Genomic DNA, 26,118 nt, shown 5'->3' with positions numbered 1-26,118 from the left:
GAATTAGAGGAGGGTATTGTATGAAATTATCAAAGCGGTCGAAGACTTTACTGGTTGCTGCGGTATGTTCTTTTTGCGTTGGCCATAGTGATGCCATAATTACAGAGTCTATTAATTATTTACCTAATTCAGCCTTACAAAGTGAGGATGTAATGTTTGTGCAAGATGGGAATGTATTTGCTACTATTCCTAACAATGGTGTTGCCATTGAAAATAGTGCTGTAAAAGGAGAGGATCCTGCACAATTAAAAGATAAACAACGTGTTATGGCGATTGTAGAAACTAAAGAAGGTTATGGTCTTGTTGATACAAAGGGGCAAGTTTTAGTTGAACCAAAATATAAGCGCGTCACGGCTCGTGAAAACGGACATATTATAGTATTTAATAATCCTAAAGCGGAAGATGACGGCTATATTGGTGTTAAACTAGATGTGCCTGCTGTTGAGGAAGATATTAATTATGTTTCAGATGGATATATCCCATTTAAAGACAAGAAGACAAAGAAATATGGCTTTAAAGACATAAATGATGATGTTGTTATTGCACCTCAATTTAAAAATGTTCTTACTAATTTTAGAGAAGATAGAGCCTTTGTTAAAAGTAAATCTGGTGCCCCTGTAGCTATTGATAGCAGTGGCAATGAATTATTTACTGTTGATGCTGACTATGTGTATCCTTATTATGACGGTTTAGCTGAAATTCAGCGTAAAGCATCTGGTTTTAGTTTACTAGGCGCTATTGCAGGGGTAGCATTAGCCGGTATTGGTAATAGTCATGGTGCAGGGATTGGTATCAATGTTGGTCCTGATGGAGTTGGCTTAGGTGTTGGTTATGGCTATAATGATTTTTGGGACTACGGTCGTCATAACCACTTCTATAGTGGTGTTACAGTTGTACGAGATAAAATCAAACGGGGGTATATTGACCGTGATGGGAACGTAGTCATTGATAGCAAATTAGACCATGTATATCCAATGATGCCTTTTGGTACGATTATTGAAAATGATAAAAAATTAGCTGTCGTTGATCGTAAGGGAAATTTCTTGATTCCTTATGGTGATTATGCTTTAGAAAAAATCAATTTAAATGATCCTTACATTGCTTTTAAAGATAAAACAACTGAAAAACGAGGTGTCATGAATTATTTAACAAATACTCAGATATTGCCATTCCTCTACGAAGATGTTGATTTTATGAATGATGGTTTTGTAGTGGCTACGGCAGCAGATGGTAAGCGAGTTTATCAAATAGAACCAACTCGTAAGGAAGTATTCCGACTATCTAAAATTTCCTTGCATAGTGGATTTGGTGCAGAAGGTTTCGCTTGGGTAGTAGGCGATTCTGAACTTGGCGATGGCTTTACAGGTTATAAAATTATTAATCGTGAAGGGCAAGTTGTTTTTGAAGCGAAAGATATAGCAATACAAGATGCATCTAATTTCTTTGCCTATTATTCTGCAGTTCGTGTAGATGGTAAATGGGGGGTTATGGATACGACTGGTAAATGGATAGTAGAACCAATTTATAAAGATGTTAATTTTGTAATTCCTACTGGAAAAAGTGTGATGTTGATGCGATAGGTATGATGTATTTGTAAATTAATAAATCGAATATAGATTTGGCTTTAAAACTTAAAATTAAATGAAAAAATAGACTATCAGTATTAAAAATGATAGTCTATTTTTTCTTTTATTTAATATTGTATTAAATACATTTTTATTTAAAATGGCTAAAATAATGGAATTAAGTGTCATTATTAAAATATTATGACCTTTAATATATTAGGATTATAAATTAAAATAAGATGAAAAAAATATAAAAAGATATTGCTAAAAATAAAATGAATGTGCTATAATTTGTTTTGTTGAAAAAGAAGTATTTGAGTATAGTTTATATTTAGAGGTAGAAAGGATTTAAAATGAGTAAGAGGAAAGTGTTAAAGAGTTTAGTTTTATCTAGTCTATTGGCAGTAAGTGTTATAACAGTAGCACAGGCAGATGATGTTAAATTAGGAGATACAGCTACTGTTAAGGATGCTAAAAGTATTGCCGTAGGTCATGAAGCTCATGCAAGCCATAGTGGTATTGCTATTGGTAATGAAGTTTATAATGGAACCAAGAATGATGGTAAAAATGTAAGTCTACATCATGAGAATATTTCAATTGGTAATCGAGTTGAGGCAAGAGCTACTGCCATTAGTCATGGTATCGGTATTGGGCGTGATGTTGTTTATGGGAAACAGGCAGTGGCTATAGGCAGCGAGACTATTGCTGGTAGTACAGATGCGATAGCTATTGGTAATAATGCAAGAGCAAATGAAACGGGTGGAGATCAAGGTATTGCTATTGGTGCAAGAACATTTAGTGGTAAATTAGCAGCAGCATTAGGTACTGAAGCTAATGCTGATTTTTCCGGCGTTGCTATTGGTGCACAATCTAGATCTGTGTTCTATGGTGTTGCCGTTGGCGCAGAGTCTGACAGTGGCAAAAATGCGGGAGCTTCATTAGGCTATCAAGCTAAATCTGATAACTTTGGGGTTGCTTTGGGAACTTATGCTCAGGCACTTGTTAAGGCTTCAGTCGCTTTGGGTGGGACATCAGTAGCTGATCGAGAAGGAATACTTAATAAGGGGAATACTAAGGTCATAACAAGTTCGAATCCAGAAATTACGCAAGTTTATGCTAATGATGCTGCAAGTAGAACTGATAAAGATGCAATAGTCGCTACAATAAAAGGGTCATATGGTGCAGTATCAATAGGTAAGGCTGATGCTACTCGTCAAATAATAAATGTTGGTGCTGGTAGTGCTGATACAGATGCTGTAAATGTGGCACAGCTTAAATCTGTAGATAATCGCTTGACTTTAGTAGATGGGAAAGTAGACGCATTAGGTGACCGTGTGACTGTAGTAGAAGAAAAAATTGATAATATTGAGAGTGCAGGTAATGCTAATACTACAGAAATCAACAATATTAAAAAAGACGTAGAGGACCAAGGTAAGATTATTGAAACACATACGTCTCAGATTAGTGATCTTGATGGCCGCGTAACTAAAAATACTAATGCTATTAATGACTTGACAGATCGTGTAAGCAATCATGATATTGCTATTTCTGGCTTAAATAATCGCGTAGATAAATTAGGTACTCGTGTAAATAAAATTGGTGCTGGTGCTGCAGCTTTAGCAGGCTTACACCCACTTGATTTTGATGATGACTCCAAATTGACATTTGCTGCAGGTTTTGGCTCATATAAAAATCAACAAGCAGCCGCTCTTGGTGGATTCTATCGTCCAAATGAAAATTTAATGTTTAGCTTTGCTACTGTAGTAGGGAACTCTGAAAATATGCATAGTGCAGGTTTATCTTTCCGCTTTGGCGAGTCTTCTCCATACCAAGGTCTATCTAAAGCTGAATTAGTGTCTGTTGTAGAAGAACAGGGAAAAGAAATTAAAGCACAGGCTAGTGAAGTAGCTATTGTTAAAGCAGAAAATGCTGCTTTAAATGAACGCTTAGCGAAATTAGAAGCTTTATTAGCTACTAAATAATAGAAGTAAATAATTAAATAGAGATAATTTTAAAGCTACAGTTGATAAGGTTATTCTTTTATAATGTGAGATAATTTATTCGTTAAAAAGAAGTATTTGAGTATAGTTTATATTTAGAGGTAGAAAGGATTTAAAATGAGTAAGGAAAAAGTGTTAAAGAGTTTAGTTCTATCTAGTTTATTAGCTGTGAGTGTTATGACAGTGGCACAGGCAGATGCTGTAACGTTAGGGAGTACTGCAACAGCTCAAGAGGGTACAGTTTCTATTGGTAACAATTCTCGGGCAGAAAACAGTAGTATTGGGATTGGTAATGATGTAATTGCTGAAGATCGTGGTATAGCTATTGGTAATAAAGTATCGACTAGTGATGCTGGCGATACAGGAAATAGTCGGCATACTGAAAATATTTCTATTGGTAATCGTGTAGCAGCAGGCTCTTATGCGATTAGCCATGGTGTGGGCTTAGGCTCTGATGTTTCGTATGGGATGAATACTATTGCTATAGGCACTAATGTAAAGGCAAATGCAATGGATAGTATAGCTTTAGGTAATGGTGTGAAGCTTAATAATGGCAAGGAAGGCATTAGTATTGGTAAAGATTCAGAGGCTGGTTTACAGAGTATAACTTTAGGTTCTAATGCAAGTTCTAATTTAAGATCAGTTGCTATTGGGTTAGAAACTAAAACGAACCGCGTAACAGATGCTATTGCTCTAGGCAGTTATTCAGTAGCGAATCGTAGTAAATTAATAAATAATAAAGCTACAGATATTATTACAACAAGTGCGAAGGCTAATTATTCAAATAGTGAAGTATATGCTGCGGATAAAGCAATTGATACGGACAAAAAAGCAATTGCTAATACAGTAAAAGGACAATTAGGTGCAGTATCAGTAGGTAATAGTTTATCTACTCGTCAAATTGTTAATGTAGCAGCTGGTAGTGCCGATACTGATGCTGTAAACGTAGCACAGCTTAAATCTGTAGACAATCGTTTGACTTTAGTTGATGGGAAAGTAGCGGCATTAGATGGCCGTGTGACTGTAGTAGAAGAAAAAATTGGTAATATTGAGAATACAGGCAATAATAATACTACAGAAATCAGCAATATTAAAACTGATATAGAAAATCAAGGCCAAACAATTAAAGAACATACAGATCAAATTAAGGATTTAGATAATCGCGTATCTGACAACACAAATTCTATTCAAGACCTTAATGGCCGTGTAACTAATAACACCAACGCTATTAATGACTTGACAGATCGTGTAAGCAATCATGACACGGCTATTTCTGGCTTAAATAATCGCGTAGACAAATTAGGTACTCGTGTAAATAAAATTGGTGCTGGTGCCGCAGCTTTAGCAGGTTTACATCCACTTGATTTTGATGATGACTCCAAATTGACATTTGCTGCAGGTTTTGGTGCATATAAAAATGAACAGGCAGCTGCTCTTGGTGCGTTCTATCGCCCAAATGAAAACTTAATGTTCAGTTTTGCTACTGCTGTAGGTAACTCTGAAAACATGTACAATGCAGGTTTATCCTTCCGCTTTGGCGATTCTTCTCCATACCAAGGTTTATCTAAAGCTGAATTAGTATCTGCTTTAGAAGATCAAGGTAAAGATATTGAAGTATTAAAAGCAAAAGCTAATGAAGTAGATACTGTTAAAGCTGAAAATGCTGCTTTAAATGAACGTTTAGCAAAATTAGAAGCATTATTAGCAGCTCGATAATTTTGTATTAGTAACTGAATACTGATAAATAAGAATTCGTATAGCAGAGTATTATTTTATTCATATATTATATGAACGGATTAACTATAATATATGTGAAGGTAAATGTATATACTATATGGAAGTATAACAAAGGCTATAGTTCACGATTAGTGAGCTACAGCCTTTTTATTATTCCTCTAACAATAGATAATAGTAAAAAGAGGCCCTAGGGCCTCTTTTGTTATTGGTATATATAAGTATATTTAATTAATCAATATATCTTACAAAATATGCATTTGTTGAGCTGCATCAAATTCATCAGTAATTTCTTTGGATGGTGGTGCATCTAATAGACTTACCACATAAATAGCTAAGGTTGATAAGATGAAACCAGGAACAATTTCATACAAGCCAAACCAAGCAAATTGTTTCCAAATTAGAACGGTTAAGCCGCCTACAATAACGCCAGCTACACAGCCTTTCAAAGTCATACGACGCCAGAAGAGGGAGAGTAGAATAGCTGGACCAAAGGCAGCTCCAAAACCAGCCCAAGCATAGGCTACCATGGTTAAGATATAGCTGTTAGGATCTAATGCTAGCCAAAGGGCAATGGCAGAAATAATAAGAACGGTAATACGACTAATTAATACGAGTTCACGGTCACTGGTTTGATGCCCTACAATATTTTTATACAAGTCTTGTGATACTGAAGAGGCTGTTACTAGTAATTGGCCAGAGGCTGTACTCATAATGGCAGCTAGTACAGCGGACCAAATGAGACCAGCTACAAATGGTGGGAAAAGCTGTTCATTCATTACTAAAAATACTTTTTCCACATCAGCCCCTTCTAGTGGTGTTGTCAGATATACCTTACCTACAAGGCCGACAATAACAGCCGCTACTAGAGAAATAATAACCCAGACCATAGCGATGTTAGTAGCTTTTTTTAACTCGCGTGCATCAGATATTGCCATGAAACGCACTAAGATATGCGGTTGGCCGAAGTAGCCAAGGCCCCAAGCTAAGGAAGAAATAATACCTATTGTTAAGGCAAACGTATCTGATTCAGGTCCCCAAATTGATAAGCCTTGAGGAAACTCAGTAGCAATTAAGTGAGCTGTATTAACAGGACCATTTAACATAATGGTAGCTGTAATTGGAATGATTAAAATAGCAAAAAACATCATAGTGCCTTGAATTAAATCAGTCCAGCTTACGGCTAAGAAGCCACCTAAGAAGGTGTAAAAGATAACTACGCCGGCTGTAATTAGGAGTGAGGTTGTATATTCCAAACCAAAAATTGTAGTAAATAATTTACCCCCAGCGACGAAACCGGACGATGTATAAATCAAGAAGAAGATAATAATAAAAATAGCAGATACAATCGGTAAAATTCTTGACGTGTCGCGGAATCGGTTTTTTAAATAATCCGGAATTGTTAAACTGTTGTTGGCAACCTCTGTGTGATTACGAAGTCGCTTTGATACAAAGGCCCAATTGAGCCAGGTGCCACCAGCGAGACCTAAGGCGATCCAAATAGCTGAAATGCCAGTGCTGTAAGCAAAACCAGGTAAACCCATGAGCATCCAACCACTCATATCAGATGCTTCGGCGCTCATTGAAGTGAGCCAAGGCCCTAGTTTACGGCCCCCTAGAATGTAATCACTTAAATTTCGTGATTTGCGATAATAATAGATGCCGATGTACATCATAAGGCCTAAGTAAATTGCAAAGGCTATGATAATCGGAAACTGTGTGTGCATACGTAGATGCACCCCCTTTTCATTATAGATATATTGTTATATTTTATCATAAAACAAGCTATACTACTACACAGAATTAGAGATTTCTATAGAAATATTAGGCAAAGTGCAAAAAATGAGAAATAAATAACTATAAAATCTATAAGTATAGCTAAAAATTAACTTTATTTAAGCCTTTCAACGCCTGTTTGGATAGGGAAATCAGGGTAGGTGACCCAATCACTAGAACTACCTACATATAAGGCTGATTCGATACCAATTTCACCCATTGCTAGCATAGTTAAGCAAGCAGTGATACCAGAACCACAGTAAGTGACGATAGGTTTATCAGTGGTAGTAATATCTTTAAAAAGCTCTTTCAAAGCTTCAGGTGTTAAAGGACCGTTAGCGTCAAAGCCATTAGCCCAGAAGTGATTGATGGCAGTAGGTATATGGCCTGTCATACCGTCCATAGTATCTACTTCACGGCCCGTATATCGTTCAGGTGCACGAGCATCTACAATAATATGACTTTGCTCTATGCTACTTTGTAACACTTCATCACGGGTCATTATCATATGTGATTGTAGGGTGTAGTTAAATGTACTAGGTTCAGCTGGTAGTGGTGTAGGATCTTGGGTGAGCGGGAATCCTTCACGAGCCCAGCGTTCAATGCCGCCGGCTAAGACTTTAACATCGGTTAAGCCCATGTATTTTAATGTCCACCAAAGGCGACCGGCTAAAAATAACCAAGAGTCGTAGACAACAACTTGACTGTCAGAGGTGATGCTAAAAGACGCTAATTTATTAGCCAATATATCAAAATTAGGTAGGGGATGGCGACCACCATGCGTTGCAACTGGCCCTGATAAATCGCTAGTTACATCAAGGACAAAGGCATTTGGGATATGTGCTTGCTCATAGGCTTGCTGACCACGGATATCTAAAATAATGTAATTATTTGTTTGTGCTGCTAATTCAGCGGGTGTAATAAAATGTTTCATATATAACCTCATTTATATAATCTGTTATAGGAAGTAAATGTATCTAATCTACAACAAGTTAGGCAGGTGTTGTTTAGGTGTGTTAGATACTATAGAATTTATATCTTCTATTGTAACAGATATTAGGGGACTCGTGTAATTTTTTATAGGTTTAATTTCCTATAGTGCAGTGTTTGGAAATAGAGTGGTAGTGTAATTTTTTAGAAATAATGGTAAAATAATATGATACATAAAATAACTGTTATGAAATAATTATTGTGAAAGTATTGAGAGAGGATGTGAATCGTATGGCTCACCCTGCTGCTGAAGCGGCACTACAACATTATTTTGGGTATGCCACGTTCCGTCCTGCCCAAGAGGTGCCAGTAGCTTCACTTCTTGCGAATAAAGATATTTTAGCGATTATGCCAACGGGGGCAGGGAAATCAATTTGTTTTCAAATACCTGCTCTATTGAAACGTGGTTTGACTGTTGTTTTTTCACCCCTTATTTCTCTTATGCAGGATCAGGTTGATGGATTACGTATGCAAAAAATTCCGGCGGCCTATCTAAATAGTACTCAAGAGCAAGATGAGTCAACTCAAATATTAAGAGCTTTGCGTGCGAATCGGGTTAAATTATTATATTTAGCACCAGAGCGATTAAGTTCAGAGTGGTTTCAGAATTTTTTGAAAGAATTACCTATTGAACAAATTATTATAGACGAGGCGCACTGCGTATCGCAGTGGGGCCATGATTTTAGGCCGTCCTATCAGTTGATTGCACCATTTATTGATACATTGCCCAAACGACCTGTTATTGGGGCCTTTACAGCCAGTGCTACGCGTGAAGTTGAAGCCGATATGAAACGCTTGTTAGGTTTACAAGAGGCAACAGTTCATGTGACGGGCTTTGATAGACCAAACCTTTCCTTTGAAGTGGTTCAACCAGAACGAAAGTTGCCGTATGTACTTCAATTTGTTGCACAGCATAGTGAGGAGAATGGTATTATTTACTGTGCGACTCGTAAAGATGTAGAAACAGTGTATGGTGAATTAGCTAAGCGTGGTGTAGAAGTAGGCTATTATCATGCTGGTTTAAGTGACGAAGTGCGTAAATTACAACAAGAGCGATATGCCTATGATAAAGTGAAAGTTATGGTGGCCACCAGTGCCTTTGGCATGGGGATTGATAAGAGTAATGTGCGCTATGTATTGCATTATCAGATGCCTCGCAATATGGAAAGTTATTATCAAGAGGCTGGTCGTGCAGGGCGTGATGGTGGCGCCTCGAAATGCGTATTGTTATATAGTGGTCGTGATGTGATGATTCATAAATATTTAATTAATGAATCCGTTCATGAGCCTGATAGACGGCGTATTGAAATGTCTAAGCTACAACAAATGATTAATTATTGTTTTACCAGTGATTGTTTGCGAAAATACATGCTTACTTATTTTGGTGAAACCGTTGCATGGTCCCGTTGTGATAATTGTGGCACTTGTCAGCATAAGGGGGCATTACGAGATTTAACGAAAGAAGCGCGGTATATTTTTAAAGCCGTATTAGATACAGAAGAACGGTATGGTGCTGCAATGATTACCGATATTGTAGGTGGTAATCGTACAGACCGTATTGTGCGGTATGGTTGGGATAGACTCGCTGTATTTGGTGCTTTGCAGGATATGGAGGACCGAGATATAAAGGGGCTTATTAGACAATTTACATCACTTGGTTATTTAGCTTGTGCGACTGGGAAATATCCAATTTTGAGTATTACGCCGGCTGGTGAAGCGGTGCTTGATGGCAGTGCTAAGGTTACGGAAGTGCGGCGTCAGTTAGTCACTGTGCGACCAGATGGGCCACGGGGCGTAAGTTCTAATGGTGATAGCCGTTTCAGTCGACGGGGCGCAATGCATAAGGTTAACTCCAATAAACCAAACTTATTTGAAGCTTTACGCCAACATCGTAAAGAATTAAGTGCCCAATTAAAAGTACCACCGTATTTGATTTTTCCTGATACGGTGCTAATAGATATGGCTTCTATGAAACCGCAAACCTTAGCTGATTTGTATAAAATTAAAGGGATTGGGGAAACGAAATTACAACGTTTTGGTTTATCCTTTTTAAAGGTAATTAATGCGTTTTCAAAAGAAGGTTAGTTACTAAATTTTTATTTTGTTTTTGTTTTAATGTAGACGTATATTGTTCTGATATACTTTATCTTGAATATGCTTATTATTGTTTTAATGTGTTAATTATTGTTTTAATATGCTAATTGTTGTTTTAATATACTTATTGTTGTTCTAATATCAATGTATGTTACTTTAACTGAGGAGGTTCTCATGAGTTACGCTGATGATCAATATTTGGCCATTGTGGAACGAATTTTAAAAGATGGGTATTATGCCAATAATCGTACAGGTGTGCCAACGTATAAATTGCCTCATCAAGTGATGCAATTTGATTTGAGTAAAGAATTTCCTATTCTAACTACAAAATTCGTAGCCTTTAAAACGGCGGTGAAAGAGCTTTTATGGATTTGGCAAAAACAAAGCAATGATGTAAAAGAATTACAGGCTATGGGCGTTCATGTATGGGACGAGTGGATGCGTGAAGATGGGACTATTGGCAAAGCTTATGGCTACCAATTGGCTAAATACAAGCAAGTGGATAATTTATTGCGGATGCTCAAAGCGGACCCTCAAAGTCGTCGTATGATTGTAACCCTTTGGAATATTGAAGATTTACCGGATATGGCTTTGCAGCCTTGTGCCTATGAGACCTTATGGGACGTGGCTGGGGACCGCTTAAACTGTATGCTCGTACAACGCAGTGGCGATATGGGCTTAGGTATTCCTTTTAATATGGCGCAGTATGCCGCTCTTGTGTGTATGATTGCTCATGTGAGTGGTTTGAAACTAGGACAGTTTACACATATTATCAATAATGCACATATTTATGAAAATCATGTAGAAGCGCTACAAACACAGTTGGCTCGTCGCAGTGAAGCTAAGTCAGCTCCAAGTTTGTGGATTAATGAGGAAGTCCAAACATTTTATGATTTTACTGCTGAAGATGTGAAATTAGAAGGCTATGAACATTTAGGCAAGTTACCAATGGAGGTGGCCGTATAATGTTAGCAATGGTTGTGGCGAAAGCAAAGAATAACGTAATTGGCAAAGATAATCAACTGATTTGGCATTTGCCTAAGGATTTGCAGTATTTTAAAAAATTAACCACTGGTCATGTGATTATTATGGGGCGTAAAACCTTAGAGTCGTTACCATTTTTGTTACCTAATAGAGAACATTGGGTTGTGACACGACAAGCTGATTATAATCCACCGTATGAAGGGGTTCGCGTATTTCATTCGCCAGAGGAAGCCGTAAAGGCGGCGGAGGCATTAGAAGTAGCCTATTGTATTGGCGGCGCTCAGATGTATGAGTCATTTATGCCATATGCAGAAACTCTGTATGTAACGGAGATTGATCAAGAGTTTGAAGGGGATGCACATTTTCCTACTATTGATTTAAATCAGTTTGAAGTGGTAGAATCTATAGCCGGTGAAGTGGATGAGAAAAATCCTTGGCCATTTAGTTTTGTTACGTATCGTCGGAAGGAGTAGTACATGTTAGAAAAAATGTCCCAATATATTGCTACTGAGTTAGGGGTTAAAGGGTGGCAAGTTAAGGTGGCAGTCGAGTTATTAGATGAAGGCAATACAGTGCCTTTTATTGCCCGTTATCGTAAAGAAAAGACCGGCGAGTTAAAAGATGAACAACTTCGTGAGATCGAAGAACGCATTAAATATTTGCGTAATTTAGAGCAACGTCGTGAAGAAATTATTCGCTCTATTACTGAACAAGAAAAGATGACGCCTGAATTGGCAACTGCGATTGAAGGGGCTATGAAATTACAAGAATTAGAAGACTTGTATTTACCATATCGTCCTAAGAAGCGAACTCGTGCTTCTATTGCCCGTGAGCAAGGGTTAGAACCATTGGCTACGCTGATGTTAAGCGAGAGTGCTGATAATCCAGTTGCTAGTGCTGAAACATTAGCTGAACCGTTTCTTTCAGAAGAAATACCGACTGTGGAAGCGGCTTTGCAGGGGGCTATGGATATTGTAGCTGAAGATGTGAGCGATCGAGCTGATTTCCGTGCATATTTACGTGAAGCCATTTGGCAAGAAGGCAAAGTAAAAGCGGTGTTAGTAGAAGAAACGGATGAGAACAAAGAAGTTCGTCAGGGATTTTTACAGTATGAAGATCATGAAGAACCAATTCATCAAATGCCGTCTCACCGTATTCTAGCTATTAATCGTGGCGAAAAGTTAGGCGTGTTGAAGGTGAGCTTAGTCGCACCTGATGATACATATATTGTCTATATGATTGGTAAATTACCAGTGCCAGCGGTTACAAGTTTAGTAGCCTATAAGGAAGCGGCTGTTGCTGATGCCTATAAACGGCTTATTTTCCCTGCTATGGAACGTGAAATTCGTAAGACTTTGACAGAAAATGCAGATGAGCAAGCAATCAAAGTATTTGGTACTAATTTGCGCAATTTATTATTGCAGCCACCATTGGCAGGCCATGTGATTATGGGCCTTGACCCAGGCTATCGTATGGGCTGTAAAATGGCAATTATTGATGCGCAAGGAAATGTATTAGATCAAGGAATCTATCATCTAACATCAGGTGAAAAAGGTAAGGAAGCGGCTAAGCTTGATATGGCCAATCGCATTCGTAAATGGAAGGTTACGTTGCTTTCTATTGGCAATGGGACAGCTTCGTATGAAACGGAACAATTTGTTTCACAATTAATTGAAGCGGAGCAATTAGATTGCCATTATATTATTACTAATGAAGCGGGTGCCTCTGTATACTCGGCTTCCAAATTAGCGATTGAAGAATTGCCAGATTTAGATGTATCCATTCGTGGTGCTGTTTCAATAGCACGGCGGGTGCAAGATCCGTTGGCAGAATCTGTTAAAATTGATCCTAAATCAATTGGTGTAGGGCAATATCAGCACGATGTCAATCAGAAACAATTAAGTGCCACCTTAGATCAAGTGGTTGAAACGGTAGTTAACCATGTTGGGGTTGAATTGAATACAGCATCACCAGCAATTTTGCAACATGTGGCAGGGATTAGTAGTGCTGTAGCCAATAACATTGTGGCCTATCGTAAGGATAATGGAACCTTCCAAAATCGTAAGGAATTATTGAAGGTGAAACGTTTAGGCCCAGCGGCATTTACACAATGTGCCGGTTTCTTGCGTATTAAAGATAGTCAAAATCCATTGGATAATACGCCGGTTCATCCAGAATCCTATGAATTAGCGGAAACGATTATTAAAGATTTAGGTTTTACTTTAGATGAATTAAATGATAAAGCAACGTTAGCACAGTTTCACGAAAAATTAGCTCTTGTGGATGCTGAAACGATTGCTGCTAATTTAGAGGCTGGCGTACCGACTGTGCGCGATATTTTAGAAGCACTAGCTAAGCCAGGCCGTGATCCTCGTGAAGATTTACCGGCACCGATGACACGCAAACATGTAATGAGTTTGGAAGATGTAAAGGTAGGTACGGTTGTTAAAGGAACGGTACATAATGTAGTTGATTTTGGCGCCTTTGTTGATTTTGGGCTTAAAGTGAATGGTTTATTGCATCGTAGTGAATTCTGTCGTCGTAATGAACATCCTTCAGATGTGTTAGCTGTAGGTGATATTATTGAAGCAGAAATTATTTCTGTTGAGCCAGAGCGAAATCGTATTGGTTTATCTATGAAGTCCTTGCGTGATAAAGAGAAAACCCATAAAGGGGAAATGTCGACTCAAAGAGAGGGAAACCAATCAGGTCAAGCGAATCGTCCGCGTCGACAAGGGGATAGCCGTGAAGGGCAGAGCTCACGTCATGACAATGAAAGACATAATCCGCGCAAGGGTCAACGTCATAACAATCAGCAGAATAATAAGCAAAGGAACCAACAAAATCGTCGTCAACAAAAACGAAACGAGCCAGCTCCTTTTGTAAACAATAATATTACTATTGTGTATAGTAAGAAAAAGTAGTATACTACACTAATAAGAAAATTCGTTGATATTTTATTAGGGTATCTGAATAAGATAGCTAAATTAGAAAATTTTCAATCTTCTGATTTGGCTATCTTCTTTTTTATGTGTTATAATATTAGAATGCGCCGACGAATAATAGAAAATAATTAAGGTTAATTTAATAAGGAGGACTCATATAGTTCATGCTTGAAAAATTTGAAGAATTACAAATTAGCGAGCCCATTTTACGGGCTTTAAATGATATGGGGTTTGAAGAACCTACGCCAATTCAGAAGGAAGCAATTCCAGTAGCCATGGAAGGTCTTGACATGATTGGTCAAGCTCAGACTGGTACTGGTAAAACAGCAGCCTTTGGTATCCCTGCCTTAGAACAGGTGGATGAACATTTACGAGCTGTGCAAGTATTAATCTTGTCACCAACACGCGAATTGGCTATTCAGGTAGCAGAAGAACTCAATAAAATGGCTCAACATACGCAAATCCAAGCGTTGCCAATTTATGGCGGCCAAGATATTCAGCGCCAGTTCCGTAGCTTACGTAAAAATCCACAGATTATCGTCGCAACTCCAGGTCGTTTAATGGATCACATGGAACGCGGTTCCATTAGCTTTGATAAAGTGAAAGTGATCGTGCTCGATGAAGCTGATGAAATGTTAAACATGGGCTTCATTGATGATATTAATAAAATTTTAGGGGCTGTACCAGAAGAACGTCAGACTTTGTTGTTCTCTGCTACTATGCCGCCAGCGATTCAAACATTAGCAGAAAATTACTTAAAAGAGCCTCGTTTGATTCGCATGAAACCTACACAAGTGACGATGGACTTAATCGAACAATACTACATCGAAGTACAAGATCGTCAGAAGTTTGATTTACTTTGCCGTTTGTTAGATATGCAAGCTCCAGACCTTGCCATCGTTTTTGGTCGTACAAAACGCCGTGTTGATGAAGTAACTGAAGGTCTTAAAAAACGCGGTTATATGGCAGAAGGGATTCACGGTGATTTATCACAGCAAAAACGTGATAGTGTAATTCGCCAGTTCCGTGAAGGTACTATTGATATTTTAGTGGCTACTGATGTAGCGGCACGTGGTCTTGATATTAGTGGTGTAACTCACGTGTATAACTATGATTTGCCACAAGACCCAGAAAGCTATGTACACCGTGTAGGCCGTACTGGTCGTGCGGGCAAAGCGGGTATGGCTAATACCTTTGTAATTCCTCGTGAAATGGAACATCTACATGCTATTGAACGTTTAACTAAACGTAAAATTGCACGTCGTAAAGCACCATCCTTAGGAGAAGTATTAGAAGGCCAACAGAAATTAGCGGTACAAAGCTTAATTAATATGGCTGATGATACAGAAAACTTGAAAGAGTATCGTGCAAGTGCTGAAGAATTGTTGAATGATTTGGATTCGGTAACGTTAGTAGCAGCAGCTATTAAGTTGTTAACGAAAGAACCAGATACAACACCAGTAAATATTACTGAAGAAGCACCACTTCGTGTACGTAAAAAACGTTCATTTGGTAAAGATGGCCGTCGTCGTGAAGGTCAGCGTGGTGGACGTAGTGGTGAACGTCGTAGCAGTGACCGTCGCAGTGGTGAGCGTTCTTCACGAAGCCGTAATAGCCGTGATGATCGTCGCTCTAGTGGCAGTCGCCCTAAGCGTCGTAGTTCAGAAGGTCAAGGTCGCCGTGGCGGTCAAGAAGGCCAAAAGAATGGCGCTTTTAAGCCATATTTCAAAGATTAATTATATAGGCTGAGATAAAATTCGGTATGGCTTTACTTGCAAAACCATACCGAATTTGCTATAATTATTTAACTAATAATTATTATTGGTTGATAAATAGTCATAGAACTATAGGAAGACATATGTGTTAAGTAGCACAGTATTAGATTAAATCCGAGTGGAGAGAGGATTGATTGCTATGGATATTGCACAAAAATTGCGTTCTGAAGGTTATAAAGTAACCCCACAGCGTATTGCGATTTATCAAGTGCTTTATGGTCAAAATGAGCATCCTACGGCAGAAATGATATATCAAAGTTTGCGCCGTGACCATCCAACTATGAGTCTAACAACAGTTTACAAGACGATGGAGATTTTTGAAAAAATCGGTCTAGTAAAAGTTCTCGATACGGGTGACGATTGTAGCCGGTATGACTGGGATACTCATAATCACCCACATATGCGTTGTGTTGTATGCAAACGCGTTGATGATTTAGATGGTATGGACATGGATGATACCCTTACTAAGGTTGAGCATCTTAGTCAATATAAGGTAACAGGTCAACAAATTACATTTGAAGGAATTTGTCCTGAATGCCAACGTAGAGAAGCACATTAATTAAAGAGAGCCGTCCTAAAAGACTTTGTAAGATGTTGATTAACTTTTACAAGTCCTTTGGTGAGGCTCTTTTTTTGTTTGATTCAATTTGTTATATAATAGAGAGAGTATGAGTTAGTTTTGTTAGTTAATGATATATTATTGGGAATATATTAAAAGTTAGAACATACTGTAGTAGAAATTAAGAGTACTGCGGTTTTAATCATAGTGAGGAGACCGCTTGATTGGTTTTAGTTGTAAAGGCTACATAGTTATCGTATAAAGGAGAAAAAGATGTTAACAATTGGTTGTCATTTATCGATTAGTAAAGGCTATTTACATATGGGGCAAGAAGCCTTGTCTTTAGGAGGAAATACGTTTCAGTATTTCACGCGCAATCCACGAGGTGGCAAAGCGCGCACTTTTGACGAAGCTGATATGAAAGCGCTGAGAGAGTTTATGACTGAGCACAATTTTGGTAAAGTTTTGGGGCATGCACCGTATACATTAAATGCTTGTGCTGCCGATCCTTCGTTACGTCAATTTGCTAAAAATATGATGCGTGAAGATTTAGAGCGGTTGGAATATTTACCTAATCAATTATATAACTTTCATCCTGGGAGTCATGTAAAACAAGGGGTGGATGTGGGTATTGAACATATTGTGGAAGCCCTCAATGAAGTCTTGTTTGAAGGTATGCAGACGACTGTGTTATTAGAAACTATGGCGGGCAAAGGCACTGAAGTAGGTCGTACTTTTGAGGAAATTGCACGCATTATTGATGGTGTAAAATTAAAAGAATATATAGGTGTTTGTATGGACACTTGTCATATTCATGAAGGGGATTACGATATTATTGGTGATTTAGACGGTGTTATGACTTCCTTTGACCATATTATTGGCTTGGATCGTTTACATGCTATTCACTTAAATGACTCAAAAAATCCTCGTGGTGCCCATAAAGATCGCCATGAAAAAATAGGGGAGGGGCATATTGGCTTAACCGCTATTACGGAAATAATTAATCATCCTGCCTTGCGTGATTTGCCATTTTATTTGGAAACACCGAATGAATTAGATGGTTATGCCAAGGAAATCGCTTTGCTTCGCAGTGTTTATCGCGAGGTGTAAGATGCGCATTCTTCATATGGCCGATTGGCATTTAGGGCGCATTTTTTATGCGCGTCATTTAACAGAAGATCAAGCGTATGTAATTGAACATCAATTGTATCAGCTGGTAAAAGAGGCCAATATTGATGTTATTGTATTAGCTGGTGATGTGTTTGATCGGGCTGTGCCACCAGTCGAAGCGGTTGAATTGTGGGATGCAGTAATAACTAAGTTCACGTTGGACTATAAGGTACCAGTGTTAGTTATTGGTGGTAATCATGACAGTGCACAGCGCCTAGAAGTAGGGCGTGATGTATGGTCTCAAGCGGGGTTACATGTTTGGGGCGGTTTGGAGCGTAGTTTACAGCCTTTATATATTGAGGATACATATGGTGAGATTGCCTTTTGCCCTATGCCATTTGCTGAACCGCGTACAGTGTTAACTCACTTATTAGCCATAAATTCTGATGAATCACAACGCGAGCAGTGGCAAGCATTACCTATAGCTTATGGGCCTATTTATGATGCGTGGGCGACTTATTTACGTAGTTTAGTAAAAGGAAATGTGAGAACGGTAGCAATCGCCCATGCATTGGTTATGGGAAGTGAAACTAGTGAGTCCGAACGGCCTTTAGTTATAGGTGGTTCGGCTAGTGTTGGGGTGGATGTATTTGCGCCTTTCAATTACGCAGCATTAGGACATATTCATCGACCACAGCGTATCGGTGCTGACCATGTTCGGTATAGTGGCTCTTTGTTGAAGTATTCGTTTGACGAAGCCAATCATAAAAAATCTTTTACTATTGTAGATATGGATAGCACAGGTGCTTGTAAATTAGAACAAGTTCCTATTGAATTCCTTCATGATGTGGTAAGCATAAAAGGTTATTTTAATGATATTTTGCATGATGAGGCACTTCATAAAAAGCATGTGAATGATTATGTGCAGGTACAATTATTAGATACAGCGCCCGTTATTGATGGTATGGCAAGACTTCGTGACATATTGCCATATGCTATGTCTATGGAGTTAACTGGGCGTATGGCTACCGAGGAAAAGGATGTAGACACTGTAGCATATAAACATTTATCAGAACGGGAATTATTTGAACAATTTGCTGCAGCTGTTCGTGAAAACCCATTGAGTGAGACTGAAAAAAAATATATGGATGCACTTTGGGACCGATTATTGAAGGAGGCTGATGTATGAGACCACTGACACTGACTATGACAGCCTTTGGTCCTTATGCGGGCAAAATTCATTTGGATTTTGATGAACTAAAAGGGCAGAGCTTATTTTTAATCACAGGCCCTACTGGTTCTGGGAAAACAACTATTTTAGATGCTATGGTGTATGCCTTATTTGGTGAGTCCAGTGGGGGTTTGCGCAGTGGTACATCTATGCGCAGTGATTATGCTACTCCTACAGAACCAACAGCAGTAGAATTTACATTTGCTGTGGGCGATAAACAATACAAAATGGAACGAAGCCCTAAGCAACAAGTTAAGAAAAAGCGCGGCGAAGGGTTTCGTGAGCAAGGGGCTCAGGCACGTTTGTTGATTTGGCAGGATGGGGACTGGGTTGAATTTAGTACCCGTTCGCAGGAAATAAAAGATAAAGTGCATGAAATTTTGGGGTTTAGGGCGGAACAATTTTTGCAAGTTGTATTATTACCGCAAGGCGAGTTTCGTAAATTATTAGTAGCGCCTACTTCAGAACGAGAAGATTTGATGCATAGCTTATTCCGTACAGAACTATACAGTCGTTTACAAGATATGTTAAAAGATGAATATGATACAGTGAGTGCGGAAGCAAAAGATGTTATTGACCGTCAGCGATATTTATTAAGTCGTGAAGAGGTAGTTACAGTTGGTGAATTACATACTCGGTGGCAGGCACAACAAGAGTTAGTCCAAAAGAAGGATAAAGACGTTGAAGTGCTTCATCAAGAACAGTTAGCGCTAGCTAAGGCGTATAAATTAGGTGAACAGCGCCAAGGGTTAGCACAACAAGTACATAAGTATCAGACTATGTTAGAGGAATTAGAACAAAAAAAATCACAAATTTCAGAAATAAAAACGTTGCTTAATCAATTGTCTGCTTATGAGCCTGTTAGTCGGCTTGAAGCAGCGTGGCAAGCATTAGTGGTTAAGGGAGAAGCTACGAGAGTTTCTTATGAAGAGGCTCTTGCCAAACAGCAAAGTTTACAAGAAGAAGCAGAAACGTTGAAAGTCTTGGCTGATAGTTTACAACAGGCTAAACCTAAACAAGTAGAGTATGAATTGAATGTTCATAAGGCAGAGCAAATTCAGGCTCAATTTGACCGTGTAGCAGTTTTACAAACTGAAATTGCTATGCTAGTTAAGGATGTTGATGTAAAGGCAAAGACTGTAGGCGAGAAGGAACAGGACGTATCAGCGTTACAAGAGAACATAGTCGTTTTGAAAGAAGGTCTAACCTCTTTGCGTCGACAGCTGAGTGTGCAAAATGAAGTAGTAAGACAACGTGAGGAATTATGGCAAGCTTTACAAATTGGCAAAAATGCCTTAGCAACTCGTGAACGTTGTGAAGCGGCTAAAAGGGCGGTAGATGTTAAACGGCGAGCCTATGAATTAGCGGAACAAGTTGAAGTAAATGCTCGTTTGGAACGTGAACATCAGGTGCAATTGCAGGATCAATATCAAGCGGCTAATTTAGGGCTTACCTTGCAAGTAGGGGTCCCTTGTCCTGTATGCGGTTCAAAAGAGCATCCTCAGCTAGCTGTTATACCTGAAGGGCTACGTGATGGGGCTTTGCAAGAAGCCGAAGCTGCTTATGCTGAAGCATTGCAGCAAACTTCCAAAGCAAAGACTGAATGGAATCAAGTTGAAATTACCTATAAAAATGAAGTTGAATTGTTAGAGGCTGCTGAAAAGGCTATTGACGATTGGTTAGCTACTCATGGGGGGCTAGGTATTGTTTCTCAGGCTAGTTCAGAATTTATGGCGGAAGTAGAAGTTCAGCAACAGTTATTAGATAGTCAGTGGCAACAGATACAACATAAAGAAAAAGAAGTAGAACGATTAGAGCAAACGCTGCAAGAGGCAGAACAAACTTTGCAAACTAAGCAAGCGGATTTACAAATTTTAACTCAGTCATATCAGGCGTTGACAGCTGATTTAGGACGTAAAGAAGAAGCCCTTACGGTATTACAACATGAATTGGCTACTATAGATCGTGATACTTGGTTAACTGAGTTAGAAGCACAGAAAAAATGGTTGACAGAGTTTGAAAGTAAACGACAGGCTTATGAAGAATCTCATACAAAGCATATTGAAGCGGTTAGTGCTATTGAAACTACTTTGAAAAATTTACTACAACAGCAAGAGGAGTTAGACACACAAAGTGTTCAGGCGCAACGTACTTATGAAAACGCTTTGGAGAAGTCTAAATTAACGGCTGTTGAAATAGAACGTATTAAAGCTTTTGACGGAGATGCTGCGGCGCTAACTAATGAAGTGCGAGCCTATGAAGATTCCTGGGGGCAAACAGAAGTCTTGTTAGCATCAGCAAAACAACAATTGGAAATGCTGCCTGAACCGAGTCGTATTGTTACTGAACAAGATACGAATATGGCTATGGAAGCTTATGAAGAAGCTGTTCGTGAAGCGGCTATACAGAATAAGGAAGAACAGCGTTTAGCTAACGTGGTTGAAGAATATGAAACCTTAATGGCTCAAAATGAGGTAATTACAGAACGAAGTTCGTTTATTTTTAATTTATATGATTTGGCGAATGGTGGCGATACAGGCTTAAAAGGGGTTACCTTTGAACGATATGTGCTAGGTGCTATTTTAGAAGAAGTCGTTGTAGCTGCAAATGCACGCTTGCGGCGCATGAGCCGAGGCCGTTATACATTGGAACGTGCTGATTTAGATAGTGTACGCCGTGGTCATCGCGGTCTGGATTTAGCCGTATTAGATACATATACAGGGTATGCAAGACCAGCGAATACCTTGTCTGGTGGAGAGACTTTTTTAGCATCCCTCGCGCTAGCTATGGGTTTGGCTGATATTATTCAAGCTTATGCAGGTGGCATACATTTAGATACGATTTTCATTGATGAGGGGTTTGGTACATTAGACCCAGATACTTTAGAAGTAGCAATGCAAACCTTAGTAACTGTACAAGAATCAGGTCGCTTAGTTGGTATTATTTCTCATGTGCCAGAATTAAAAAATCGGATTCCGGCTCATTTAGAAGTACGGACTACAGAGCGAGGCAGTGAGGCGCAATTTATAGTTCTTTAGGGGCAATCTGGTTAATAGTGATTGAAATAATCATCTTGGCAGTAAGTTGATGGTAAAATTTATGCCCTATATAGCCATATATCGAGATTTGTGATACTATTAAATAGCAGTATTAAGTAGATAGTAGAGGGAATTTAAGAATCCTCTTAAATGATAGGCCAGTTCACAGCTTGTTAATTTAGTGGACTGGAGGTTTAGTAGTGAAAGGAGATGGCTGTATGAAATTTATGATGGTACATAACAACTTTAATGTGCGTGATTTAGACAAAAGTTTAGATTTTTATAAAGAAGCACTTGGTTTAACGCCAGGTCGTCGCATTGAGCCAGAAGATGGTTCATTTAAAATTGTATATTTAGAAGATGGTGCAAGTAATCATCAGTTAGAATTGACTTGGCTACGTGATTGGGATCGCCCATATAATTTAGGTGATAATGAATTCCATTTAGCGTTTAAAGTTGATGATTATGAAGGGGCTTATAAAAAACACAAAGAAATGGGTTGTGTAGTTTATGAAAACCCTAAGATGGGTATTTACTTTATTGCTGATCCTGATGGGTATTGGTTAGAAATCATTCCATTAAATCGTTAATATCATACTGAATTGGAGTTTTTCTGAATGGAACATATGTTAACCCGCTTAGAGTGGTTAGTGGGTAAAGAGAAATTAGAGAATTTGGGGACAAAGTCAGTAGCCCTTTTTGGCTGCGGTGGCGTTGGTGGTTTTGCTATGGAAGCGCTGGTACGCACGGGGGTAGGACGATTAGTATTGATTGATGGTGATAAAGTTACAGTAAGTAATTTGAATCGTCAATTAATTGCGACACAGGCTACGATTGGTCGTCGTAAAGTTGAAGTAGCCAAAGAGCGCGCACTAGCTATTCGGCCAGATATGCAAGTAGATACCTATGACATTGTATATACGAAGGAAGTCTATCCAAATTTTATTAAAGATTTGAAGGTTGATTTCGTAATTGATGCCATTGACATGGTAACTGCCAAATTGGCTATTATTGAAACTTGTCAGGAATTAGGCATTCCGTGTATTTCCTCAATGGGAACAGGGAATAAAATGCATCCTGAATTATTGACGATTGCTGATATCAGTAAAACACATACATGTCCGCTCGCTAAAGTAATGCGTCGTGAATTGCGTAAGCGTGGTATTAAAAAACAGACTGTTGTTTTTTCGACAGAAAAGCCTATGACGCCAACTCGTGATGATGATTCTAGAAGTCCTGGGTCCTGTGGTTTTGTGCCTTCTGTTTCAGGATTGATGTTAGCAAGTTATGTATTACGTACATTATTGGAGGTAGAATAGATATGAAAAAAGCAATTATTCATATGGAAAAAGGCGATATTACGATTGAGTTATTTGACAAAGAAGCACCAGGTACAGTAGCTAACTTTGAAAAATTAATTAAAGAAGGCTTTTATGATGGCTTAATTTTCCATCGTGTAATTCCAGGTTTTGTAGCGCAAGGCGGTTGTCCTAATGGAACTGGTACTGGTGGTCCTGGCTACACAATCAAGGACGAATTGATTGGCAATCCTCATAAACATGAACGTGGTGCCTTATCTATGGCTCATCGTGGCCCTAATACAGGTGGTAGTCAGTTCTTTATCGTGTATGAACCACAGCCTCATTTAGATGGTGTTCATACTGTGTTCGGTAAAGTTATCGAAGGTATGGATATAGTAGATGCGATTCAGCAAGGTGACCGCATGACAAAAGTGGAAGTTGTAGAAGACTAAGCTTAGTAGGCTTTCTTTGCAGGCATCTATTACTGAAAATGAATATATTGTTATAACATTGTATATTAAGTAATAGAGGATTGAGAGATATATGGAGAGCTTGACAATCACACATCCAGAATGGTTGCAGGTAAAAAAAGATGGCCGTTTTTCCTATGGTTATAATCAAGAGTGGTATCATGATGATTGGCAGCGTTTAGCCGGCTGTGGTCCTACTACAGCGACACAGTTAATTAGTTATGTGCAGTTCCGTGATGGCTTGTTAGATGTGACGGAAAGCGCAGATGGTGAAGCTGCTTTGAAACGTATGGAAGCTGTTTTTGATTATGTGCGACCACGTTTTGGCGGTGGTTTATATAAGACACAGTGGCTTGAAGAAGGATTAAATTCATATGTTAATGATCAAAATTTACCTTATACGGTAAAGATGATGGGGATTTATCCGTTTGCTGTGTGTCGACCACCATTGCAGCAAGTCGTTAAATTTATTAAACAAGGGTTAGCTAGTGATTCACCAGTAGCATTTTTAAATCGACATAGAGGGCGTGAAAAAGAATTGTCTACTTGGCATTGGGTACCGATTGTAAAATTGATGGAAAATAACGACGATGTTCGTTGTATGGTATATGACGAAGAAATTGAACGAACTTTTTCTGTACAGAAATGGTTAAAAGATACTATGCTAGGCGGTGGCTTTGCCTATGTAGTGCGCAAGTAAGTATTGCGGCAAATATATAGGGAAGTAAGCGTTGTTGCTTGGTATATTCGCAAGTCAGTATGGTCGCTATGCTTATAGAACGATAAATAAGTATAGATACATATGGCTAAGCATGTATAAAGATGTTTTGGTAAATTAATAGGGCTACATATGTAGCCCTATTACGACTGTTTACCTATTAGGATTAGGAGGCTAATTATGGCAGAGTGGCTTACAGAAAATCAGTCTGATAATTTAAAATTGAGTGCAAAAATCGATAAGGTCTTGTATTCCGGAGCTTCTGAGTTTCAGAAAATTGAAGTAGTACATAGTTTAGAATATGGCAATATGCTAGCTCTTGATGGTGTATTTCAAACGTCTGAACGTGAAGAGTTTGTATATCACGAAATGATGTCTCACATTCCACTATTCTTACATCCTAATCCTAAACATGTATTGATTATCGGTGGCGGTGACGGAGGCGTAGCACGGGAATGTGTACGTCACGACTGTGTTGAATCAGTAACTATGATTGAAATTGACGGCAAAGTAGTTGAACTAGCTAAGGAATATTTGCCAACAATAGCAGATGCTATGATTCGCAAAGACCCTAAATTGACAGTAACTATTGGTGATGGCATTGGGTATGTAGCTGAATGTGAAAACAAGTTTGATGTTATTATCGTTGACTGCTCTGATCCAATTGGGCCAGGGGAAGGTTTGTTTACAGAAGAATTCTATGCTAATACTTATAAAGCACTTAAAGAAGATGGTTTATTTGTACAACAAACAGAATCACCAATGATGCATCAGCCATTAGTTGAAAAAGTATTTGGCTACGTGGCTAAACATTTCCCAATTCCACGTTTATACACAGCGTATATTCCAATTTATCCAACTGGTATGCATTGCTTTACCATGGGGTCTAAAAAGTATGATCCATTAACTTGGGAAGCAAATCGCAAACAAGAGTTTACTACCAAATATTATAATGAAGGCATTCAAAAAGCAGCCTTTGCATTGCCTAATTTTGTAAAAGATTATTTAATTAAAAAATAGTTGTTGACAGTATCCCCCGAGGAATGATACAATATCATTCGTTACGGGGGATAAATCTCCCAAACAACCACAGTGGTGGGTATGGTGAAGCGGTTAACACGGCGGATTGTGGCTCCGTTATGCGTGGGTTCGATCCCCACTACTCACCCCACTTTTTATAGGGGCGTCGCCAAGTGGTAAGGCAATGGACTTTGACTCCATTATGCGCTGGTTCGAACCCAGCCGCCCCTGCCAACATGACTCACTAGCTCAGTTGGCAGAGCACCTGACTTTTAATCAGGGTGTCCCGCGTTCGAGTCGCGGGTGAGTCACCATGTAAAAGCACTGTCTTTTGACGGTGCTTTTTCTAACTTTTTTATTAGCTGATGTTATTTAGTAATATTTTGTTTTCTGAGGTACTAAATCCTTTTAGAGTGCCTCTCATGAAGTTGATATAATCATCTTTAGACAATGCTAAACAAGTGTGCTAGATGAGAAAAAGTCTTTTATTACAAGCTTTTAAGTCTTTGTTTTTATGGACTTATATTGGTGAGTATAAAAATAGTAAAAAAGTTGTAAAAAAGTAGTTGACATAATTAGAATTCACTGTTAAACTAATTAAGTCGTCAGGCGATGAAAGTTAACTGCCTGAAACACAGATCTTTGAAAACTGGACAATGTAAGGTAATCATTTCTAATGAAATGAACATAGCCAGAGTGCGGGTTTCAACAACGTTGAAACCAACCAAAAAAAATTCTAAGTTAGATAACTTCGGTTAAGCTAACAACAACGAAAACGAGCTAGCAAATAGCTCCAAGATATCTTGGA

General features: G+C 38.6%; 19 protein-coding genes and 3 tRNA genes. 20 read left to right on the top strand and 2 right to left on the bottom strand.

All coding sequences use genetic code 11. The annotated features are described in order from the left end of the window. The first annotated feature begins 20 nt into the window (after positions 1-20). The 3 genes from NFR27_RS05700 (at position 21) to NFR27_RS05690 (ending at position 5,281) form a co-directional block, all read left to right on the top strand. Complete coding sequence (locus tag NFR27_RS05700; RefSeq protein ID WP_251442521.1) at positions 21-1,580, top strand: WG repeat-containing protein; 1,560 nt, start codon at positions 21-23, stop codon at positions 1,578-1,580. A gap of 338 nt (positions 1,581-1,918) precedes the next feature. After that, positions 1,919-3,547, top strand: coding sequence for a YadA-like family protein (locus tag NFR27_RS05695; RefSeq protein WP_251442519.1), 1,629 nt, complete (start codon positions 1,919-1,921; stop codon positions 3,545-3,547). 135 nt (positions 3,548-3,682) lie between these two features. After that, positions 3,683-5,281, top strand: coding sequence for a YadA-like family protein (locus tag NFR27_RS05690; protein WP_251442516.1), 1,599 nt, complete (start codon positions 3,683-3,685; stop codon positions 5,279-5,281). Positions 5,282-5,544: 263 nt separating this feature from the next. Here the strand turns inward: NFR27_RS05690 and putP are convergent, their stop codons facing one another. Both putP and NFR27_RS05680 read right to left on the bottom strand, forming a co-directional pair. Then, positions 5,545-7,026, bottom strand: a complete 1,482-nt coding sequence (gene putP / locus NFR27_RS05685) for a sodium/proline symporter PutP (protein WP_251442512.1) — start codon at positions 7,024-7,026, stop codon at positions 5,545-5,547. 164 nt (positions 7,027-7,190) lie between these two features. Then, positions 7,191-8,009: a sulfurtransferase gene (locus tag NFR27_RS05680; protein WP_251442508.1), complete on the bottom strand. Its 819-nt coding sequence runs from the start codon at positions 8,007-8,009 to the stop codon at positions 7,191-7,193. 287 nt (positions 8,010-8,296) lie between these two features. Between NFR27_RS05680 and recQ the strand changes: the two genes are divergently transcribed. The 17 genes from recQ (at position 8,297) to NFR27_RS05595 (ending at position 25,624) form a co-directional block, all read left to right on the top strand. Further along, on the top strand, positions 8,297-10,150 hold the full coding sequence (gene recQ / locus NFR27_RS05675; protein ID WP_251443266.1) for a DNA helicase RecQ: 1,854 nt from the start codon (positions 8,297-8,299) through the stop codon (positions 10,148-10,150). Between the two features lie 183 nt (positions 10,151-10,333). Beyond that, positions 10,334-11,125, top strand: a complete 792-nt coding sequence (locus NFR27_RS05670; protein ID WP_251442505.1) for a thymidylate synthase — start codon at positions 10,334-10,336, stop codon at positions 11,123-11,125. Then, on the top strand, positions 11,125-11,616 hold the full coding sequence (locus tag NFR27_RS05665; RefSeq protein WP_251442502.1) for a dihydrofolate reductase: 492 nt from the start codon (positions 11,125-11,127) through the stop codon (positions 11,614-11,616). Before NFR27_RS05670 ends, NFR27_RS05665 begins: the two co-directional genes overlap by 1 nt. A gap of 3 nt (positions 11,617-11,619) precedes the next feature. Continuing rightward, a complete protein-coding gene (locus tag NFR27_RS05660) occupies positions 11,620-14,067 on the top strand; it encodes a Tex family protein (protein ID WP_251442499.1) in 2,448 nt (815 codons plus the stop codon). A 185-nt stretch (positions 14,068-14,252) separates the two neighbouring features. Beyond that, positions 14,253-15,824, top strand: a complete 1,572-nt coding sequence (gene cshA, locus NFR27_RS05655) for a degradosome RNA helicase CshA (RefSeq protein WP_251442496.1) — start codon at positions 14,253-14,255, stop codon at positions 15,822-15,824. A gap of 178 nt (positions 15,825-16,002) precedes the next feature. Next, on the top strand, positions 16,003-16,422 hold the full coding sequence (locus NFR27_RS05650) for a Fur family transcriptional regulator (protein ID WP_251454711.1): 420 nt from the start codon (positions 16,003-16,005) through the stop codon (positions 16,420-16,422). A gap of 273 nt (positions 16,423-16,695) precedes the next feature. Continuing rightward, positions 16,696-17,532 (top strand): deoxyribonuclease IV, encoded by an 837-nt coding sequence (locus tag NFR27_RS05645; RefSeq protein WP_251442490.1) that lies wholly within the window; start codon positions 16,696-16,698, stop codon positions 17,530-17,532. A 1-nt stretch (position 17,533) separates the two neighbouring features. Then, positions 17,534-18,721: an exonuclease SbcCD subunit D gene (locus NFR27_RS05640; RefSeq protein ID WP_251442488.1), complete on the top strand. Its 1,188-nt coding sequence runs from the start codon at positions 17,534-17,536 to the stop codon at positions 18,719-18,721. After that, on the top strand, positions 18,718-21,801 hold the full coding sequence (locus NFR27_RS05635; RefSeq protein ID WP_251442486.1) for an AAA family ATPase: 3,084 nt from the start codon (positions 18,718-18,720) through the stop codon (positions 21,799-21,801). Before NFR27_RS05640 ends, NFR27_RS05635 begins: the two co-directional genes overlap by 4 nt. Positions 21,802-22,019: 218 nt before the next feature. Next, positions 22,020-22,391 (top strand): VOC family protein, encoded by a 372-nt coding sequence (locus tag NFR27_RS05630; RefSeq protein ID WP_251442484.1) that lies wholly within the window; start codon positions 22,020-22,022, stop codon positions 22,389-22,391. Positions 22,392-22,418: 27 nt separating this feature from the next. After that, positions 22,419-23,120, top strand: coding sequence for a tRNA threonylcarbamoyladenosine dehydratase (locus NFR27_RS05625; RefSeq protein WP_251454709.1), 702 nt, complete (start codon positions 22,419-22,421; stop codon positions 23,118-23,120). Positions 23,121-23,122: 2 nt separating this feature from the next. Next, positions 23,123-23,554 (top strand): peptidylprolyl isomerase, encoded by a 432-nt coding sequence (locus tag NFR27_RS05620; RefSeq protein ID WP_251442480.1) that lies wholly within the window; start codon positions 23,123-23,125, stop codon positions 23,552-23,554. A gap of 91 nt (positions 23,555-23,645) precedes the next feature. Further along, complete coding sequence (locus tag NFR27_RS05615; protein WP_251442478.1) at positions 23,646-24,272, top strand: hypothetical protein; 627 nt, start codon at positions 23,646-23,648, stop codon at positions 24,270-24,272. A 198-nt stretch (positions 24,273-24,470) separates the two neighbouring features. After that, the gene (gene speE, locus NFR27_RS05610; RefSeq protein WP_251442477.1) at positions 24,471-25,310 is read left to right on the top strand and encodes a polyamine aminopropyltransferase; all 840 of its coding nucleotides are present in this window, start codon (positions 24,471-24,473) and stop codon (positions 25,308-25,310) included. Between the two features lie 75 nt (positions 25,311-25,385). Then, positions 25,386-25,461, top strand: a tRNA-His gene (locus NFR27_RS05605). Between the two features lie 8 nt (positions 25,462-25,469). Next, positions 25,470-25,544 (top strand) — tRNA-Gln (locus NFR27_RS05600). 4 nt (positions 25,545-25,548) lie between these two features. Beyond that, a tRNA-Lys gene (locus NFR27_RS05595) sits at positions 25,549-25,624 on the top strand. Positions 25,625-26,118: the final 494 nt, after the last annotated feature.

This window comes from Veillonella intestinalis (assembly GCF_943192895.1).
Taxonomy (GTDB): Bacteria; Bacillota; Negativicutes; order Veillonellales; family Veillonellaceae; genus Veillonella_A; species Veillonella_A intestinalis.
This window is presented reverse-complemented; position numbering and strand designations above follow the sequence as displayed.

Excerpts from the sequence above, each read along its gene's own strand:
- putP (WP_251442512.1), bottom strand. The coding sequence starts at position 7,026 with ATGCACACACAGTTTCCGATTATCATAGCCTTTGCAATTTACTTAGGC.
- NFR27_RS05620 (WP_251442480.1), top strand. The coding sequence starts at position 23,123 with ATGAAAAAAGCAATTATTCATATGGAAAAAGGCGATATTACGATTGAG.
- NFR27_RS05670 (WP_251442505.1), top strand. The coding sequence starts at position 10,334 with ATGAGTTACGCTGATGATCAATATTTGGCCATTGTGGAACGAATTTTA.
- NFR27_RS05695 (WP_251442519.1), top strand. The coding sequence starts at position 1,919 with ATGAGTAAGAGGAAAGTGTTAAAGAGTTTAGTTTTATCTAGTCTATTG.
- NFR27_RS05645 (WP_251442490.1), top strand. The coding sequence starts at position 16,696 with ATGTTAACAATTGGTTGTCATTTATCGATTAGTAAAGGCTATTTACAT.
- NFR27_RS05690 (WP_251442516.1), top strand. The coding sequence starts at position 3,683 with ATGAGTAAGGAAAAAGTGTTAAAGAGTTTAGTTCTATCTAGTTTATTA.
- NFR27_RS05650 (WP_251454711.1), top strand. The coding sequence starts at position 16,003 with ATGGATATTGCACAAAAATTGCGTTCTGAAGGTTATAAAGTAACCCCA.
- cshA (WP_251442496.1), top strand. The coding sequence starts at position 14,253 with ATGCTTGAAAAATTTGAAGAATTACAAATTAGCGAGCCCATTTTACGG.
- NFR27_RS05665 (WP_251442502.1), top strand. The coding sequence starts at position 11,125 with ATGTTAGCAATGGTTGTGGCGAAAGCAAAGAATAACGTAATTGGCAAA.
- recQ (WP_251443266.1), top strand. The coding sequence starts at position 8,297 with ATGGCTCACCCTGCTGCTGAAGCGGCACTACAACATTATTTTGGGTAT.
- NFR27_RS05630 (WP_251442484.1), top strand. The coding sequence starts at position 22,020 with ATGAAATTTATGATGGTACATAACAACTTTAATGTGCGTGATTTAGAC.
- NFR27_RS05640 (WP_251442488.1), top strand. The coding sequence starts at position 17,534 with ATGCGCATTCTTCATATGGCCGATTGGCATTTAGGGCGCATTTTTTAT.
- NFR27_RS05700 (WP_251442521.1), top strand. The coding sequence starts at position 21 with ATGAAATTATCAAAGCGGTCGAAGACTTTACTGGTTGCTGCGGTATGT.
- NFR27_RS05635 (WP_251442486.1), top strand. The coding sequence starts at position 18,718 with ATGAGACCACTGACACTGACTATGACAGCCTTTGGTCCTTATGCGGGC.
- NFR27_RS05680 (WP_251442508.1), bottom strand. The coding sequence starts at position 8,009 with ATGAAACATTTTATTACACCCGCTGAATTAGCAGCACAAACAAATAAT.
- NFR27_RS05615 (WP_251442478.1), top strand. The coding sequence starts at position 23,646 with ATGGAGAGCTTGACAATCACACATCCAGAATGGTTGCAGGTAAAAAAA.
- speE (WP_251442477.1), top strand. The coding sequence starts at position 24,471 with ATGGCAGAGTGGCTTACAGAAAATCAGTCTGATAATTTAAAATTGAGT.
- NFR27_RS05625 (WP_251454709.1), top strand. The coding sequence starts at position 22,419 with ATGGAACATATGTTAACCCGCTTAGAGTGGTTAGTGGGTAAAGAGAAA.
- NFR27_RS05660 (WP_251442499.1), top strand. The coding sequence starts at position 11,620 with ATGTTAGAAAAAATGTCCCAATATATTGCTACTGAGTTAGGGGTTAAA.